Annotated in this window: 16 protein-coding genes; 4 read left to right on the plus strand and 12 right to left on the minus strand. The window is 53.6% G+C overall.

Going from position 1 to position 17,035, the window contains the following annotated elements:
• Nucleotides 1-372: 372 nt before the first annotated feature.
• Complete coding sequence (locus tag OGV74_RS07170; protein ID WP_003033912.1) at nt 373-1,551, minus strand: acetyl-CoA C-acetyltransferase; 1,179 nt, start codon at nt 1,549-1,551, stop codon at nt 373-375.
• A 102-nt stretch (nt 1,552-1,653) separates the two neighbouring features.
• Nucleotides 1,654-2,538, minus strand: a complete 885-nt coding sequence (locus tag OGV74_RS07175; RefSeq protein WP_003033908.1) for a LysR family transcriptional regulator — start codon at nt 2,536-2,538, stop codon at nt 1,654-1,656.
• Between the two features lie 101 nt (nt 2,539-2,639).
• Between OGV74_RS07175 and OGV74_RS07180 the strand changes: the two genes are divergently transcribed.
• Nucleotides 2,640-3,095 (plus strand): multidrug/biocide efflux PACE transporter, encoded by a 456-nt coding sequence (locus OGV74_RS07180; RefSeq protein ID WP_003033906.1) that lies wholly within the window; start codon nt 2,640-2,642, stop codon nt 3,093-3,095.
• A 142-nt stretch (nt 3,096-3,237) separates the two neighbouring features.
• Entirely contained in the window at nt 3,238-4,467 is a 1,230-nt protein-coding gene (locus OGV74_RS07185; protein WP_048218539.1) for an amino acid permease, read from the plus strand.
• Between the two features lie 784 nt (nt 4,468-5,251).
• Here OGV74_RS07185 and rcnR read toward each other — a convergent pair.
• The gene (gene rcnR, locus OGV74_RS07190; protein WP_003033900.1) at nt 5,252-5,524 is read right to left on the minus strand and encodes a Ni(II)/Co(II)-binding transcriptional repressor RcnR; all 273 of its coding nucleotides are present in this window, start codon (nt 5,522-5,524) and stop codon (nt 5,252-5,254) included.
• Nucleotides 5,525-5,644: 120 nt separating this feature from the next.
• On the opposite strand from rcnR, the gene OGV74_RS07195 reads away from it, so the two are divergent.
• Entirely contained in the window at nt 5,645-6,544 is a 900-nt protein-coding gene (locus OGV74_RS07195; RefSeq protein WP_086504521.1) for a nickel/cobalt efflux protein RcnA, read from the plus strand.
• Nucleotides 6,545-6,588: 44 nt separating this feature from the next.
• Here OGV74_RS07195 and OGV74_RS07200 read toward each other — a convergent pair whose 3' ends face one another.
• From OGV74_RS07200 to OGV74_RS07230, 7 genes are all read right to left on the minus strand, one after another.
• Nucleotides 6,589-7,971 carry an amidohydrolase family protein gene (locus OGV74_RS07200; RefSeq protein ID WP_086504522.1) on the minus strand — a complete coding sequence of 461 codons (1,383 nt, stop codon included), beginning with the start codon at nt 7,969-7,971 and terminating at the stop codon, nt 6,589-6,591.
• A 12-nt stretch (nt 7,972-7,983) separates the two neighbouring features.
• On the minus strand, nt 7,984-8,934 hold the full coding sequence (locus OGV74_RS07205; RefSeq protein WP_046670326.1) for a carbamate kinase family protein: 951 nt from the start codon (nt 8,932-8,934) through the stop codon (nt 7,984-7,986).
• 26 nt (nt 8,935-8,960) lie between these two features.
• The gene (locus OGV74_RS07210; protein ID WP_286520596.1) at nt 8,961-10,511 is read right to left on the minus strand and encodes a xanthine permease; all 1,551 of its coding nucleotides are present in this window, start codon (nt 10,509-10,511) and stop codon (nt 8,961-8,963) included.
• Nucleotides 10,512-10,628: 117 nt separating this feature from the next.
• Entirely contained in the window at nt 10,629-12,047 is a 1,419-nt protein-coding gene (locus OGV74_RS07215; RefSeq protein ID WP_003033887.1) for a YlbE family protein, read from the minus strand.
• Nucleotides 12,047-13,594 carry an acyl-CoA synthetase FdrA gene (fdrA, locus tag OGV74_RS07220; protein ID WP_003033884.1) on the minus strand — a complete coding sequence of 516 codons (1,548 nt, stop codon included), beginning with the start codon at nt 13,592-13,594 and terminating at the stop codon, nt 12,047-12,049. Before fdrA ends, OGV74_RS07215 begins: the two co-directional genes overlap by 1 nt.
• Nucleotides 13,572-14,471: an oxamate carbamoyltransferase subunit AllH family protein gene (locus OGV74_RS07225; RefSeq protein WP_487295513.1), complete on the minus strand. Its 900-nt coding sequence runs from the start codon at nt 14,469-14,471 to the stop codon at nt 13,572-13,574. Before OGV74_RS07225 ends, fdrA begins: the two co-directional genes overlap by 23 nt.
• Nucleotides 14,472-14,486: 15 nt before the next feature.
• Complete coding sequence (locus tag OGV74_RS07230; protein WP_003033877.1) at nt 14,487-15,092, minus strand: ankyrin repeat domain-containing protein; 606 nt, start codon at nt 15,090-15,092, stop codon at nt 14,487-14,489.
• A gap of 390 nt (nt 15,093-15,482) precedes the next feature.
• On the opposite strand from OGV74_RS07230, the gene OGV74_RS07235 reads away from it, so the two are divergent.
• Nucleotides 15,483-16,412 carry a LysR substrate-binding domain-containing protein gene (locus OGV74_RS07235; protein WP_003033874.1) on the plus strand — a complete coding sequence of 310 codons (930 nt, stop codon included), beginning with the start codon at nt 15,483-15,485 and terminating at the stop codon, nt 16,410-16,412.
• 42 nt (nt 16,413-16,454) lie between these two features.
• Here the strand turns inward: OGV74_RS07235 and OGV74_RS07240 are convergent, their stop codons facing one another.
• Together OGV74_RS07240 and yjdI are read right to left on the minus strand one after the other, a co-directional pair.
• On the minus strand, nt 16,455-16,727 hold the full coding sequence (locus OGV74_RS07240) for a GNAT family N-acetyltransferase (RefSeq protein WP_003033869.1): 273 nt from the start codon (nt 16,725-16,727) through the stop codon (nt 16,455-16,457).
• Between the two features lie 11 nt (nt 16,728-16,738).
• Nucleotides 16,739-16,969, minus strand: coding sequence for a 4Fe-4S mono-cluster protein YjdI (gene yjdI, locus OGV74_RS07245; RefSeq protein ID WP_003033864.1), 231 nt, complete (start codon nt 16,967-16,969; stop codon nt 16,739-16,741).
• Nucleotides 16,970-17,035 lie beyond the last annotated feature (66 nt).

Here is a 17,035-nt window from a genome sequence, read left to right on the forward strand (position 1 = left end):
TTTTCAATTATAAATAAAACGATGTTTCACTTTTTTCGCATCTTATTATCAAAAGTGTAAGTGCGATCACGCTAGCGCGTATGAATAGCGAAATGGACCTTAATAAAATGATTGAATAACAATACGATAAATTTATTTATTCATTAGGGGCGGGGATAAAAAATGGAAAATTCAGCCGCGATGATCAGTCGAAAAGACACCTTTTCTAACAAAGTGCGCAGTTAATCACATGAAATGAAACAATGTTTTGATAAGTTGACTGTGTTTAGAGTGTATGTTTCTGTAACTGGCCTTGCCCTCCTGCTGGAGGGCTTTTTTACAGGTGCAGGGAAAACACGTAGAAAGGCGTTTAAGACGGTAAATGTAAGATCGTTAATCTCGTTCGATAGCGAGCGCCACACCCTGACCACCACCGATACACAGCGTTGCCAGGCCCTTATGCGCCCGACGCTTCACCATTTCATGCACCAGCGAAACCAGAATTCGGCAGCCAGACGCACCAATCGGATGACCGAGCGCAATGGCTCCGCCGTTAACATTCACCCGCCGTTCATCCCACTCCAGCATTTTCCCAACGGATAATGCCTGCGCGGCGAAGGCCTCATTAGCTTCGATAAGATCAACATCAGCCAGTTGCCAGCCCACACGCTCAAGGCAGCGGCGGGTCGCATACACTGGCGCAATCCCCATGAGCGCAGGGTCGACCCCGACGCTGGCAAAGGCGCGAATACGGGCCAGTACAGGTAAGTTCAACTCTTGCGCCTTGGCCTCGCTCATCATCATCACCGCAGCGGCGCCGTCATTGATGGATGACGCGTTACCTGCCGTTACCGAACCGAGCCTGTCAAAGGTAGGATCCAGACGCGCCAGCCCTTCGGCGCTGGCATCGGTACGCGGCTGCTCGTCGGTATCCACCACCAATGATTGCCCATTACGCTGTGTTACCACCGGCACGATTTCATCTTTAAAGCGTCCAGCATCAATTGCCATCCGCGCTTTGTGCTGCGAGTGCAGCGCGTAGGCATCCTGTAATTCGCGGCTAATGCCGTATTCTCGCGCCAGGTTTTCCGCGGTAACGCCCATGTGATAATCGTTGAAGGCATCCCACAGACCGTCATGTACCAGGCTGTCGACCAGTTGGCTGTTCCCCAGTTGAGCGCCGGTGCGGCTATCGGTAAGGACATGCGGGGCACGGCTCATATTCTCTTGCCCGCCCGCAATCACAATGTCGGCTTCGCCGCACTGAATAGCCTGGGTCGCCAGATGCAGCGCTTTCAGGCCCGAACCGCAGACATCGTTAATGGTGATGGCGGAAACGGTATTGGGTAGCCCACCATTGATGGCAGACTGACGCGCCGGGTTCTGTCCGGCGCCTGCGGTAAGCACCTGACCGAGGATCACTTCATCCACAGCATGAACGTCCACGCCCGTGCGTTCCAGCAACGCCCTGACCACCATGCTGCCTAATTCAACGGCAGAGTGGCGCGCCAGCGTCCCCTGGAAGCAGCCAATCGGTGTCCGTAACGCCCCGACTATCACAACCTCTTTCATCACCACCTCAGCGCAAAATAACACCGCAATAGTAGATGATTGTTAAAAATAGTTATCAAGGTTGTTTAAGAATGGTGATTTTTATCACAAAGGAAATTCGTATCATTTATTGGTCATCTGAACGCCACTCTGCTGTAAATGGTCGCGCAGCCAACTTCCCGCCACGCCAGGCGGTGATTTCTTATTCCACAACAGATCGATAGAGATAGCCTTTGGCCAGCCGGGCAGCTTTAATTGAACCAATGGTTTTTCTGCCGCAAACTCCTCCACCAGCGCACACGGGAGCGCGCACCAGCCGAATCCCTGAACAGCCATACTTAGCAATAACAGGTAGTTAGGAGCCGACCAGACGGGACCGCGCGCCACGTTAGTCCCGCTTTCCAGATAGGTATTCAAACGCAGCTCGCGCCAGGTGTGTAGCTGCTCCCACTGCAGTTTTTCTTGAGCCGCCAACGGATGCGATGCCGCCACGTATAATCCCATCCAGGTTTGCATCGGCAAGCGCGTGACGCCCATATCGGTCGGGTAATCCTCCCGCGCTTCGATCAACCCCACCTGAGCACGTCCTTTTTGCAGCAGATCGATCACGTCCTCGTCTTCGCCAATCAGACATTCAAACTCGGTATGGGGAAACTTGCGGTCAAACTGCACCATCAACTCTTCCAGCACATCCGGATGCAGCGTGTCTGACAATACGAAGGTCAGACGCGCTTCCGTTTCACCCGACAGTGAAATCGCCGCTTCATCAAGTCGTTCGCTGGCCGTCAGAATCGCCTGCACATAACCCAGCACCCGCTTACCTTCTTCGGTCAGCGTTGGCTGGCGCGATGAACGGTCAAACAGCGCAAAACCAAGGTCGGCTTCCAGATGCGCAATGGCCGTACTGATAGTGGACTGGCTTTTACGCAGCCGACGAGCCGCAGCAGAAAATGAGCCGCAGGAAACGGTCTCTACAAATGCCGTTAACGCTTCAGGAGAGTAACGCATGAACTATCTACTTTATCGATGGATACTATCTTTTAGATATCACATAAAACGATAAAATTGCCACCATTCCGTTATCCGGGCATCAAAGAAGGTTTTAGGTTATGCAACACGATACAGTCCAACGTCGCTCGTTAATGGAGCGCATTTTTCATGCCGTCTGCTTTGAAGGCATTGCCACCGCTGTTCTCGCACCAACCACCGCATGGTTGATGCAGCGCTCGGTGCTGGAAATGGGCGGACTGACCATTCTTCTCGCCACTACAGCGATGATCTGGAATATCATTTATAACGCCCTGTTTGACCGTCTGTGGCCGTCGCACCTGGTAAAACGTACGGCGAAAGTGCGAGCATTTCACGCCTTAGGTTTTGAGAGCGGTTTTATTGTGATCGGGGTGAGCATCGTGGCGTATGTGCTGAACGTCAGCCTGCTTCAGGCATTCACGCTGGAAATAGGTTTCTTCCTGTTCTTCCTGCCGTATACCATGTTCTATAACTGGGCTTATGACACGTTACGCGAGCGTGTTATGAAGCGCCGCCAGCAGCGCGTTACTGCCTGATTATTCAAACAATAGTCGGAATTTTCTCGGTTCCGGCTATTCATCCATTCACCAGCCCGCTTGTTCACATCTCCCCCAGCCCCTGCCATTTGTGGTAAATTGCGCTTCTTTTTGTTTATTTTATAGTTGATACGTTCAAATAATGTCGAAATTTTGGTCAAAAGAAGAGACTCTCTGGAGCTTCGCACTATATGGGACTGCCGTCGGCGCAGGAACCCTCTTCCTCCCCATACAGCTGGGTTCTGCAGGTGCGGTGGTACTGTTTATCACTGCTCTCGTCGCCTGGCCTTTAACCTACTGGCCGCACAAGGCGCTGTGCCAGTTTATCCTGTCTTCAAAAACGTCGGCTGGTGAGGGGATCACTGGCGCGGTTACACACTACTACGGCAAGAAGATTGGCAGCCTGATCACCACCCTCTATTTTATTGCCTTCTTTGTGGTGGTGCTGATCTACGCCGTGGCGATAACCAACTCACTCACTGAACAGCTGGCAAAACATATCACTATCGACCTGCGGATCCGCATGCTGGTCAGTCTGGGCGTGGTACTGGTGCTGAATTTAATTTTTCTGATGGGTCGACAAGCCACCATCCGGGTGATGGGCTTTCTGGTGTTCCCGCTCATCGCGTATTTTTTATTCCTTTCGCTCTACCTGACCGGAAGCTGGCAGCCAACGTTACTCACCGGCCAGATGTCTGTCGATCAGCACACGCTTCATCAGGTTTGGATATCTATTCCCGTGATGGTTTTCGCTTTTAGCCATACGCCAATTATCTCCACGTTCGCCATCGACAGAAGAGAGAAATACGGCGAGCAGGCCATGGGTAAATGCAAAAAAATCATGAAGGTAGCCTACGTTATCATCTGCCTGAGCGTACTGTTTTTCGTTTTCAGCTGTTTGCTTTCGATTCCGACAAACTATATCGAAGACGCGAAAAATGAAGGTGTGACCATTCTGTCAGCACTATCGATGATGCCTAACGCACCGGCATGGCTGTCGATTTCCGGGATCATCGTTGCCGTCGTAGCGATGTCAAAATCGTTCCTTGGCACCTACTTTGGCGTGATTGAAGGGGCAACGGAGGTAGTAAAAACATCGTTGCATCAGGTGGGTGTGAAGAAAAGCCGGGCCTTTAACCGCGCTTTGTCCATCATGCTGGTCTCGGCTATCACGTTTATCATCTGCTGCATTAATCCTAATGCTATTTCAATGATTTACGCGATTAGTGGGCCGCTGATTGCCATGATTTTGTTTATCATGCCGACATTGTCTACCTATCTGATCCCGGCGCTGAAGCCGTACCGTTCAGTGGGTAATCTGATCACCCTGATTGTCGGTCTGCTGTGCGTATCTGTGATGTTTTTTGGCTAGAACGTGTTGTTTAACGGCTCATTCTCCTGAAAGTGGGTGCGATGTCGTTCAGTTAACGACTCAATTTCAGAAAGTATCAACCTGTGTTGGCGGAAGTAATGAACATGCTATCTCAGAGAAGGGTTCCGTTCACCTCATGTTCATCGTTTCTCTGAAGCACCGATTCCTGTGAACGTGCAAGGGAGGCTCACCGCCGCCTCCCTTGCAACCCAGGCTCCCGGCGGGAAAATCGTCGCTACGCGATTCATTCGTCTTATGCCGTCTGCCTGTCGGGTCGGGGCCGAGCCTGCGTCCATGCAGCCCGTCCCCTCTGTCCGCATCCCTGCGGACAGCCCCGGTCAGACGTCAACTCCTCATCGATTTTCAACCGGACCCGAGTCATCGCTTCAACACTCTGATTTCCAGTTAAATCTGTTTTGCTGTTCAGACCAAAAACGCAGATGGTGAGGTGTGGGCTGGTCCGGCTGAAAATTGCCGACGTGTTTCCGTAAGCCCGGGAGAGCCAGCATGGATGCTGGCTCAGGGCGCGCTTTGCAGGGACGCTACCTCGCGCCCGACCCGGTAGCCTGGAGGAATAAGCGGAGGGGACCGCGGAGCGGCAATTTTCCCGCCGGGAGCCGGGATTGTAAAGGGCGTGGCGAAGAACGCCCTTTACACGTTCACAGGAATCTGTGCTTCAGATAAATGACACTGCTGAGGTGAACGGAACCCTGAGAAAGAATCACATGTTCACCCTACATGCTTAACTGGACGGTATTGAACGTGGATGAGCCGTTAAACTGGCTTATTTGATGTACGAATCCAGTACTTTCAGAATCACATCCAAATCTTCTTCGCGCTTAATTTCATCGCCCTGATGCACAATGTGCTCGGTCAGATGACCTTTAATCACTTCGCGCATTAATCCATTTACCGCCCCGCGGATCGCCGCTATTTGCTGCAATACCGCCGCGCATTCATGCGGTTCATCCAGCATGGTTTTCAACGCCGCTACCTGCCCCTGAATTTTGCTGGTTCGGGCTTTCAGCTTTTGTTTGTCGCGGATCGTATGTGACATAACTTTACCTTTTTAACGTCTGGCTGAAGGGACAATACCATCGACATTCTACTGGGGGGTAGTATTTGATACTGGGGGGGAGTAGAATCAGACGAAATTAAACAACTAAGAATCATTCTCATGGGTGAGTTTTCTACGCTTCTTCAGCAAGGCAACGCCTGGTTTTTCATTCCCAGCGCGATTCTATTAGGTGTGTTGCACGGTCTGGAACCAGGGCATTCCAAGACGATGATGGCGGCCTTTATTATTGCTATTAAGGGGACCATCAAACAGGCGGTGATGCTGGGACTGGCAGCGACGCTGTCGCATACCGCCGTAGTATGGCTGATTGCGCTCGGTGGGATGTATATCAGCAAAGCGTTTACCGCCCAGGCCGTTGAGCCATGGCTGCAATTTGTCTCGGCGATAATTATTCTCGGGACCGCATTCTGGATGTTCTGGCGAACCTGGCAGGGAGAGCAGAACTGGCTGGTCCAGACGCATCACGACCACGATCACGGGCATCACCACCACCATGATCATGACGACCATCACCACCATCATCATGACCACGATGACGATCATCACCATCATCATCACGAACACGAGCATAATCACGACCATGGCGCACTGGCCGGACTCACCGAAGGCTCAAAAGAATATCAGGATGCCCACGAACGGGCGCATGCCACCGATATTCAGCGCCGCTTTGCGGGCAAAGAGGTCACCAACGGCCAAATATTACTGTTCGGTCTGACCGGCGGGCTGATCCCGTGCCCAGCTGCCATTACGGTACTGCTGATATGCATCCAGCTCAAAGCCTTCACGCTGGGCGCCACCATGGTGCTGTGCTTTAGCCTCGGGCTGGCGATAACGCTGGTAACAGTGGGCGTGGGTGCGGCAATCAGCGTGCAGCAGGCAGCCAAACGATGGAGCGGATTTAACACGCTGGCACGCAAAGCGCCCTATTTTTCCAGCGTGCTCATTGCAATGGTCGGCGTATATATGGGGATTCACGGCTATATGGGGATCGTCGGTTAATATATGGGAGCGCAGCAGCGATAGCCGCTGCGCGGAAAACCAAACTAGCTTGCGACATTCCCCCACACCAGTTGGCCTTTGTAGAAGGTCGCAGTGCGTGGGGAGATTCGCGCGACCGCTTCCGCTGAGCATGAGGCATCGACCAGCACAAAGCTGGCTTCATCCTGCGCTTTCGGCCAGACGCGCTCACCTTTATCGTTAAGCGGCAGCACATCACCGGTAGCGAGGAACAGCGCCCGCGACAGGTTGAGTTCATTCGGGCGAATATAGAGCTGCGCGTACAGATTCGCCTTCTCCAGCATGTCTCCCAGGCCGTACGGCGACCAGTGGTCAATCACGCTGTCGGTCCCGGTAATCACTTCCACGCCTTTGCCGCGCAGCTGTTTTAGCGGCATGTGCATCGTGCCAATCGGCACCGTCGAGGCAATGGTAATCTGCTGCGCCGCCATGCGGGTTGCGAGTTCATCCACCTGCTGTTCGTTCAGCGTAGACAGCGCAAACGCGTGGCTGATGGTCAGTTTGCCCTTTAACTGCGGCGTTTTCTCCACCGTTTCTACCATGTAATTCACCGCCGCCACGCCCGCCGGACTGGTTTCATGCAGATGGATATCCACGCCTTTGTTGTAATCGAGCGCAATCTGGAACATGGTGTCGAGGGATTTTTCCATCGCCCCATCCACGCTGGTTGGGTCCAGACCGCCGACATAATGCGCTCCCGCCTGCATCGCTTCACGCATTAGCGGTTCAGATTTTGATAACAGCAGACCATGCTGTGGAAATGCCACAATTTCACAGGCAAAACCCGGCTGGCGACGCGCCAGCACCGCCTGCAGGTTCTCCAGGTTTTTCAGTCCGGAAACCGGTTCTATGTTGCAGTGGCTGCGGGCAATCGAGGTACCTTTTGATTGCAGCAGATCGATCAGCTTTTCCGCGCGCTCCTGGGTGTAAGGCTGGAGTTCAGGCAGCAGCTTTTGTTCCAGGCGGATCATATCCTGAATGGTGGTGCCCGCCGGACGGTTCAGCGAACGCCAGGGACCGCCGTAAAAGGTTTTATCCAGATGGATATGCATGTCGCGCATGGCGGGCAGCATCAGCTTTCCACCCGCATCGTAGTGCGGCAGCGTCGCATCCGGATGCTGCTTATTCTCGCGCAGCGCAACTATTCTCCCGTCCTGGATTTCAACGGTTTGCAGCGCGGTACGGGTGTGCACCACCACTGAGTTTTCGTAATCAAACCCCGCTTCCAGCAGGACGTTATCCAGGTAATAGTGCTTATCGTTAATCGTCATTGTGCTCTTCGACCCGCAGGTGTTCCCGACAGGATTAGCAGCATACGCGACCGGGGCGACTGCGCCAAACAGCGCGGCGGCAGTGACCATTTTTCCGCTCTGGCTTAAAAATTCACGGCGGCTGTTACTTTCCTTCATTCGCATCTCCTCTCAGGAATGGACAATATGGGTGCCCGTTTCGCCGCGCAGTGCGGCGGGCAGGCATTCCGGCGTGGTGATGATCACTCGTTTACCGCCACGCTCCAGAAACGCCAGGCTGGCAACAATCTTGGGTAACATGCTGCCCGGCGGGAAATGTCCCTCCTGCATGTAACGGGTCATCGTGGCGACATCCACCGTATCCAGCGCCTGCTGGTTAGGTTTGCCAAAATGAATACAGACCTGCTCGACGCCGGTGGTGATCACCAGAATGTCGGCGCGGATCTCCTGTGCCAGCAACGCCGTGGAGAGATCTTTATCAATCACCGCATCCACGCTCTGGTAATCCCCCTGATCGCTACGCACCACCGGGATGCCACCACCACCCGCACCAATCACCACGAACCCCTGCTGAGTCAGCGTTTTGATCGCCTCTGCTTCAACAATACGTTTTGGTTCAGGGGAAGCCACAACCCGGCGGTAGCCGCGTCCCGAATCCTCAACAAAGCGCCAGCCTGGATTGACCCGCAGCAACTCATCGCGCTGCGCTGCGCTAAAGAACGCCCCGATAGGCTTGGTCGGATTAGCAAAGCCCGGATCGTTTTTGTCGACCTCCACCTGCGTGACTACCGTGACTGCCTTCTGCTCGCCGCGCCGCGCCAGACGGTTGTTCAGCGCCTGTTGGATCAAATAGCCGATGCCCCCCTGCGTATCTGCGACGCAGTTTGCCAGCGGGGTAAGCGGCAACCCTTCACGCTCGTGCGCGATTTCCGCACGTCGGAGATCCAACCCCACCTGCGGCCCGTTACCGTGCGTCAGCACAATGTTGTAGTCCGATGCCAACATCTCCAGCACCGTATCCGCCACCGCCTTCACCGCTTCAGCCTGGTGCTCAATCGACTGGCTGGCGTTATCTTTGATAATGCTGTTGCCGCCAATGGCAACGACCACAAGTTCTTTCATAGTGTTATCTTCCGCTTACAGGCGATTCAGGTCGTTTTCGTCGGTTCCTGCTCAGGCGCAGTCACCGCTTCACGGCTATCAAGAACATGCTTGAGGACAAACATGCCGCTCATCATCAGGTAGGCCACAACAAACATCATCGAGCTGCCCTCAGCAAAGCCAACTGCCGGGGAGTGGATCACGCCAAACAGCGATAACAGTGCCCCAAAGGCTGCGGCAATCGCCCCGCGCAGCGGCTTATTCATAATGGCGAAGATAGCGACGCAGCCCCACAGCATGCTGGCCAGCGGCGCGCCGCTTCCCAGATGCACCAGTCCGTCGTAATAGACACCTTTGCTGTGCAATAAGTCGCTACCCAGTTTCCCCGCGGATGTTCCGGCGGCGCCCATCACGCTGTTAACGATGGTCAATGCCCAGTTAGCGATCCACGGGAACAGGCAGATGAAGATAACGGGAACCTCGACTTTGGGCGTTTCTCGCACCACCTGGTTGGCGGTCACCACGCCGATAAACACCAGAATCGGCACTATCGCAGTCATCGGAATAATGGCGAGCATAAACGCGCCCAGGCCAAACAGCGGTACCAGCAACATGGTGATGCCTGAAGCGAGGGTATAGCCGATACTGGCGCCCATCGCTTTCCAGCCCGCATGCCCAACATACACGGTCACCGGGAACGGGTTGCCCAGCATGCAGCCGAGCATGGAGGCAAAGCCGTTCGCCATCATCACCTTACGGGTGTTGTACTCATCCCCCGCCGCGTGTGCACTTTCAATGTTCTCAAGGTCGAAAATGTAGTTCGCCAGACCCAGAGGAACCGCAGAAGCCAGATACGGCAGTGCATGCGGCAAACCTTGCAAGAAGCTGTCGACATGAATTTCCGGCGGGTTGAAGCCAAAGGAAGACATCGACGCTTTAATGGCTTCCGGGCTTTGTAAACCGGAGATCCACGCCAGGGCCGTACCGGCAATCAGCAGCAGCAAACCGGTAGGAATGCGGGCAAAAATCGGCTTCTTACCGAACCAGTTAATGAAGATCAGCAACAGGACGATGAAAGAGACGGTCGGCGCTTCGAATGCCTGCAGCATAGGGTTCATCGCCAGCAGCAACAGTCCCAGGCCGGACAGACAAGAAAGCAGTACCGTACGTGGAATCATATTGCGGATGGTCTCGCCCAGGAAGGAGCCGCCGACCAGGATCAACGCTTCGACAAAGCACCACACCAGGGCTATCTGGATAGCAAAGTTGGCATCTTTGGTTTGCTGATAAACCGGCATCAGTACCAGGAAGGTTACGGTAAAGATTGACGGTGCGCTCGGTCCGGACGGCAGCGCCGTCACGTCTTTACGCCCGGTGTGTTTTGCCATCTGCAGGCCAAACCAGGCGTAGCAGACGCTGGCTACCAGCACCGCCAGACCAAAGGCAGGCGCAATGCGACCATAGACAATTTCAGTAGGGATCCCGACGACAAAAATGAGCAGCCCCATCATTGTCAGCAGGTTAGTCAGGTTGTTGGTCATCAGCCCAAAGTAAGCTGCCCAGTCACCACGTTTCCATTCTAGTTTTATGCTGTTCATGGAATATCCTTAACAGGTTAAGCATCGTTTGCGATCGCGGAGATCGCCCAGCCCTGCAGGTAAGCAACGTTTTTCGCTTCGCTACTGTGGGGCTAACCGCGTTAGCCCCGATTGTTGTTATTGGCAGTAGCGGTCGCGCCAGTTGAGGATCGCCTTTTCAAAACAGGCGAACGGCGGGTGGACTATTCCGGCGCCGATCATGCCGATCCCCGCATCTTTGTGCGCAATGGCGGTGTTAATCACTGGCAGAATGCCGGTGCTGCCCACGCGCGTAATATCGATAGCAGTCGGTACGCCCATAAAACCTAGCAGCGGAATGGTGACGTTGGGGTTTTCGCCGAGAGTGATTTCACGCATCTGGCGCGAGAAATCAACGGCCTCTTCGACCGTACCACCCACCAGTGCCACGATGGCCGGTGCCGTCGCCATGGCGAAACCGCCAATGCCGTAGGTTTCGGTGATCGCGCTATCGCCAATATCACGTCCGGAATCTTCCGGCTTGTAGCCTGCAAACATCGGGCCAATCACCTGCTGCGCCGGACCGGTAAACCACTGACCCGGTAAGCCGCTGATGCGCAGACCGAACTCAACACCGTTTCGCGCCATCGTCGTCACCACGGTGCTGTATTCAATGCCGTGGGCGGCGTCCATTGCGGCTTTACACATCGCCATCCAGGTCGGCCCGGAGAAGTAATCGCTGCTGAGGACGAACTCGAACACCTCACGCTGCTGCTCAACCGGATAACCGGTCTGAATAATCCACGGCGTCAGCGCCTGAATCAGCAGCGCCGTCCCGGCGTTGTTACGGTTATGGCACTCATCGCCCATGTGTAGCGCCTGCGCCAACATCAGGCGCAGATCGATTTCGCCCGCCAGCTTCATGGCATCGCGCAGCATCGGTCCCAGCACATCACGCATCCAGTTCAGACGATCAATAACGCTCTGATCGTTCGCGCCCATACGCAGGATCTTCGCCATCTGCTCGCTCATATTGGTATATGCGCGGTTGCCGTAGGTTTTGTTCTCAACGATGTGCATAAACATCGACGCAGAGGTCACACCCGCCATCGAGCCAACGCAGTCATGCTCGTGACATGGTGAGAAGATAATTTCACCCGAGGCGGCCAGTTCGGCAGCTTCATCCAGATCTTTCGCCAGTCCTTCAAACACCAGCGCCCCGGTGACCGCGCCCTTCATCGCACCGCACATTTTTTCCCAGCGGATCGGCGGCCCGGCATGCAGGATGGTGTTGCGGGTCATCCCCGGTACGACATTGATTGCCTGGTCATAGCCAATCAGCACCGGATGCGACTGAATAATACGTTCCAGCGCCTGCTGGTTAGCAGCAGCGATTTTGTCTGCCAGCGGCGAATCGGCAATCTCGTCCAGTGCAGCAACCACCTGCATGTTGCCCTGACCCGGCGGCGTCCAGTCGAGCTGGGTCACTGGAACGTTCTGCTTTTTCAGGTCATCGCTGAACATCGCGATACCGACGTTAATCACGTTCAGTGGCTGGTTAAACAGTGTCTGGCTCATCAGGCTTCCTCCCCTTTACAGATAAATTCACGCGCCAGCAATCCGGTGTTGGTGCTACTGCTCGCCCAGATAACGCCCGCATCAGTCAGCATCTGACATTGTTTTTCCAGCGACGGCGTATCAAGATCGGTCCCCAGCACATAGCCGAGGATCTCAAGCGGACGACCGTCTGCGGCGGCGATCGCTTTGGCTTCAACGATCGCGTCGAGCATCACGCCAACCGGATCTTCATGCGATCCAAAACCAAGGACGAAGTCCATCACGATCACGCCGACTTCAGGATCGCGCGCTTCCTGCAACAGACGACTAATGCGGTTGGTGGGATCGATCATCGGGTGCGGTTTACCGTTGGTAAAATCGTCATCACCGAAATCGAGGAAGGTATGCGCCACGCTGCGGTTGAGATCTTGCAGGCGGAACGCCGGGTCCGGATGAATGTTGCTGTAAACTTCGGCATGTTTTTCCATGGCAGCAAACATCGCCTCATCGCACAACGTGCCACCGCAGAACAAGCCACGGATGTACTTTTGTTGCGGGGTCAGACGGGCGCGAACCTCTTCAATCAGCGGCCAGTTGAGCGGATGCAGATCCAGGCTCTCTTTTTTCACGCCGGTCAGCAGTACCGCTTTCAACGCCGCCTCTTTAGTACCGCGGGCAAACTGCAGGCCTTTTTCATCCGCAGGCGCGGCTTCACGTCCGAGGAAACACACCACCACGGGCTTATGACAGGCGCGCGCACGTTCCAGCACCTTGCGCGCCACCGCTGGCGCAGGAGGTTTGGAGATAAGAGCGATGATCTCAGTTTGCGGATCGGCCTCCAGCATGCCAATCGCGTCAAGCATCATCAGGCCGCCAATCTTCTCACTCAGATCGCGTCCACCGGTGCCAATCAGTTGGGAAATTCCGCCGCCAAACTCGTGAATGCGTACGCTCAGCTCCTGGCTACCGGTACCGGACGCACCAATAATTCCGATGTTGCCGCGACGCACTGCGTTGCCAAAACACAGCGCCGCGCCGTTAATGATGGCGGTTCCGCAGTCTGGCCCCATCATCAACAGCCCTTTTTCGTGCGCCAGTTGCTTAAGCGTCAGCTCGTCTTCAAGAGAGACGTTGTCAGAGAACAACATCACGTTGAGGTTATTTTGCAGCGCCTGACGCGCTTCACGCGCGGCAAACAGGCCGTTGACCGAGATCACCGCCAGGTTGCTGTCGGGAACGTGCTTCTTCGCGCTGGCCAGCGTGGCATAGCGCGCTTCGTGCTGGCCACCCTGCTCTTTATGCGTAAACAGATCGTCAATCGCCACCAGCGTTTGCGCGTTTGCTTCGTCGCTCGCGCCTTTAATGACAATCATCAGATCGCCACTCTTCGCCTCTTCCAGCTCAGGCGTGAGCAGGCCGAGATTCTTCAGCACGCCCTTATTCATTTCTGTCGCCATAGCCACGAACGCCTGCTCAACACCATCGAGCTTATTTGCGCGCGTGGAGATAGACATCAGTGAGACAGAATCAAAATACGTGTTCTTTTTAACAACTATCCTGATCGACATAATTCCCTCCGGACCTGTGGCTCAGGGCGCAGGCATCTGCCATGCCATACAGCATGTCGCAGCCAGAACTTGAGCCAATATTTTTAATGTCAGTAATATATTGTGTAGAAACGGGTTGTTGCTCAGTAATAATATGGTTGAGCAGCCGTCCAATGCTTTCCCGATAACGCTGATGAAAAGCTTCCTCTAATGTTATTTTGCTGAGTAGCGTCGTATTATTTCCGGCACATTGTAAAGCTGCTAAAAAATCTTCACGATATTTCCTCAGCGGATGTCCGGGAATAAATAGAATAGTGCTTAGGCCCACTAAATAATCATCCGATGAGGGCGTCAGACCAATCCCCAAACCAATTAAATGGCTGACCGCTGTAGAGATATTTTCTCCTGTACGCAACGCCGTCAGTAATGTTTGTCGGCGGTTGTGTAATTGACGGGTGATTTCCTGAAAAAACGGATTGTCACCCTGATACAGAAATAATGTGTCGTCGCTTCTTAGCTGTTGGCGGATAACCTCATCCCAATGCTGCCAGCCGACTGCGGCAAGACTTGCTGCATCAGATGTCCACCGTGGTATTCGCCACAGCAGGCAACCGGCGGTTTCTATCCATTTATCATTGCCAACAACTATTCCCGACCCGCTAAAATTGACCAGCTCACCGGGGTGAAACAGGTCGTCACAATGCGTCAGCGCCAGCCGACAGCTGTTAGGTGCGTTATCACAATCTTCACTCAGTAACGTCAGCAGCCGCTGCTGTTCAGGTATCAACAGGTTTACCGCGTGGGAAAAAACCTGTTCAACCCGCCCCGTTCCCCGGAAAGTGAGAAACGCGCTGTCTGCGGTTAGCGCCCGTACGCATCGCCGTGATGGCGTAGCGATAATGGCGCTCCTGTGTCAGGCTCCGGCCGCAATCAGCAGCTCGGCAATTTCGTGGTACCCTTTCTCTCGCGCCAGTTCCAGCGGAGTTTTACCGTATTTATCCGTCATGTGCGGGTTTGCCCCATGGTCGAGCAGCAGCTTAACGATCTCCTGCTGCTTCGCGCCACCGTCATTAAGTACGATGGCTTCCAGGAGCGGCGTCCAGCCAACAAAATTAGTGTGGTTGACATTGATATCGGTACGCAGCAGCAGCTCACGCACGATCTCGACATGGCCTTTTTCGCTGGCTGGCGTAATACCGACACCGCCAAAACGGCTCAGACAATTAAGGTCGGGGTTAGCCGGTAATACCGTACGCAACAGCGTTAAATCATTCGTCAGGCAGCTAATCAGGAAGGGGTTAAAACAAGTTTGATCTTGTTTATTAATATCGGCACCCTCAGCAATCAATAAAGAAACACAGTCATAATGTTTATTCAGGCTGGCAATAATAATGGCAGTACGCCCCTGGCGGTTAGTGGCATTAATATCCACATTTTTTGCCAGACAGGATTTTAATCCATCGGCATTGCCCTGTTCTGCCGCCAGCAGAAATTCAGTAATGAGTTCTTTCTCTGACATAATCGCTCTCCTGCAGTTTTTTAGACTTTTTAAATATCCGATAACCTGAGAATAGCAACAGAGTGCAGAGAATAACATCCGCTTAAATTTCATTCATCGTTAGCGCATCGATTATTGAATCAATTTTAACAATGAGAACAAAACGTGCTGTAGTGCAATCTTTCCCTTATGGCTGGGGCCCTTTTAGCCACTAATCAGTAGTCCGGTGAATCAGGCGGTATGCTGCACGGATAGCGGCCTGCAATTAAAATACAGAAGTGTGATTGCCTTCAAATCAAATGTAAAAGTAGTGTTAAATTTTGTTCAAAACTGATTGCTCTGTATAAGGATTACAAATACATTCAACAATCATCGTGTTGCGGATGCGCATTGTCGCCGGAGGGGAGAAAGATGAATTCAATATTTACCGAGGAAAACCTACTGGCGTTTACGATGGCTGCCCGCTACAGCAGCTTTAGCAAGGCGGCTGAAGAGCTTGGCTTAACCACATCGGCAATTAGTTACACCATTAAGCGCATGGAAATGGGTCTCGACGTGGTGCTGTTTACCCGCAGTACTCGCAGCATTGAACTGACCGAGTCCGGGCGCTACCTGTTTCGCAAGGCGACCGACCTGCTCAACGATTTCCACGCAATCAAGCGCAGCATTGATACCATCGCTCAGGGCATTGAAGCCCGGGTACGCATCTGCATTAACCAGCTTTTGTATACCCCTCAACATACAGCGCGGCTGCTGCAGGTACTCAAGAAACAGTTTCCAACCTGCCAGATAACCGTCACCACCGAGGTGTATAACGGCGTCTGGGATTCGATCATCAACAACCTGGCTAATATCGCCATTGGCGCACCCGATACGTTACTGGACGGCGGCGGAATTGATTACACCGAGATCGGCGCGATCCGTTGGTCGTTTGCGATTGCCCCGGATCATCCCCTCGCCTTTATGCCGGAACCCATTTCTGAGAGCCAGTTACGCCTGTACCCGAACATCATGGTGGAAGACACCGCACACACCATCAACAAGAAGGTCGGCTGGCTGTTACACGGACAGGAGTCGATTCTGGTTCCCGATTTTAATACCAAGTGCCAGTGCCAGATCCTGGGTGAAGGCATCGGTTTTCTGCCGGACTACATGGTGCGCGAGGCGATGGAAAAGTCGTTGCTGGTGACGCGGCAGATCCACAACCCGCGTCAGGATTCACGAATGCTGTTGGCCACCCAGCATTCGGCAACCGGTCGTGTAACTCAGTGGATTAAAAAAGAGTTTGGGCCACAAGGGATACTGACGGGGATTTATCAGGATCTGCTGCATCGGGAGTGATGAACCGGATGGCTGTTATACCTTCCGGTACACATAAGATGATCAGGCGCGGATATCGTCGTACTCGCGGGTTTTATCAAATTCATGTTTGGCAAACGGGCACAGCGGAATAACTTTGCGGTTTTCAGCGCGCATCTTCTCTACCACTTTCGCCACCAGCTGTTTGCCGACGCCCTGACCTTTCAGGCTGGGGTCGACATCGGTATGTTCAATGATGCTCAGATGCTCGCCCGTCGGCACAAATACTATCTCGGCAACCTGGTTGCCCTCAGCATCATTGACATAAAACTTGTTGTGGCCTGCAAGAATTTCCATGGTCCCCTCACTCATTTCTGGCGATATTTCAGCGCACCGCTCGGACAGGTATCGATGACCTTGATGACCGTCTCGACATCCACTTCATCCGGAATGATCCACGGTTTACGTTTCAGGTTAAACAGTTTCGCGCTTCCCCGCACGCAATTGCCCGAATGCTGACATATCGCCGTGTTGAAATAGACGTCAATCTTCTCGCCGGTATAGGCCCGGTAACCTGCATCCAGTAGTTCCTTATCCACGACATTGCCTCACATTTTTTTATTGTCTGGGTCTAATCATAGACCTATGCGAGGCTGAAGGAAGCT

It is taken from the genome of Citrobacter sp. Cf116, assembly GCF_030336505.1.
GTDB lineage: Bacteria > Pseudomonadota > Gammaproteobacteria > Enterobacterales > Enterobacteriaceae > Citrobacter > Citrobacter freundii.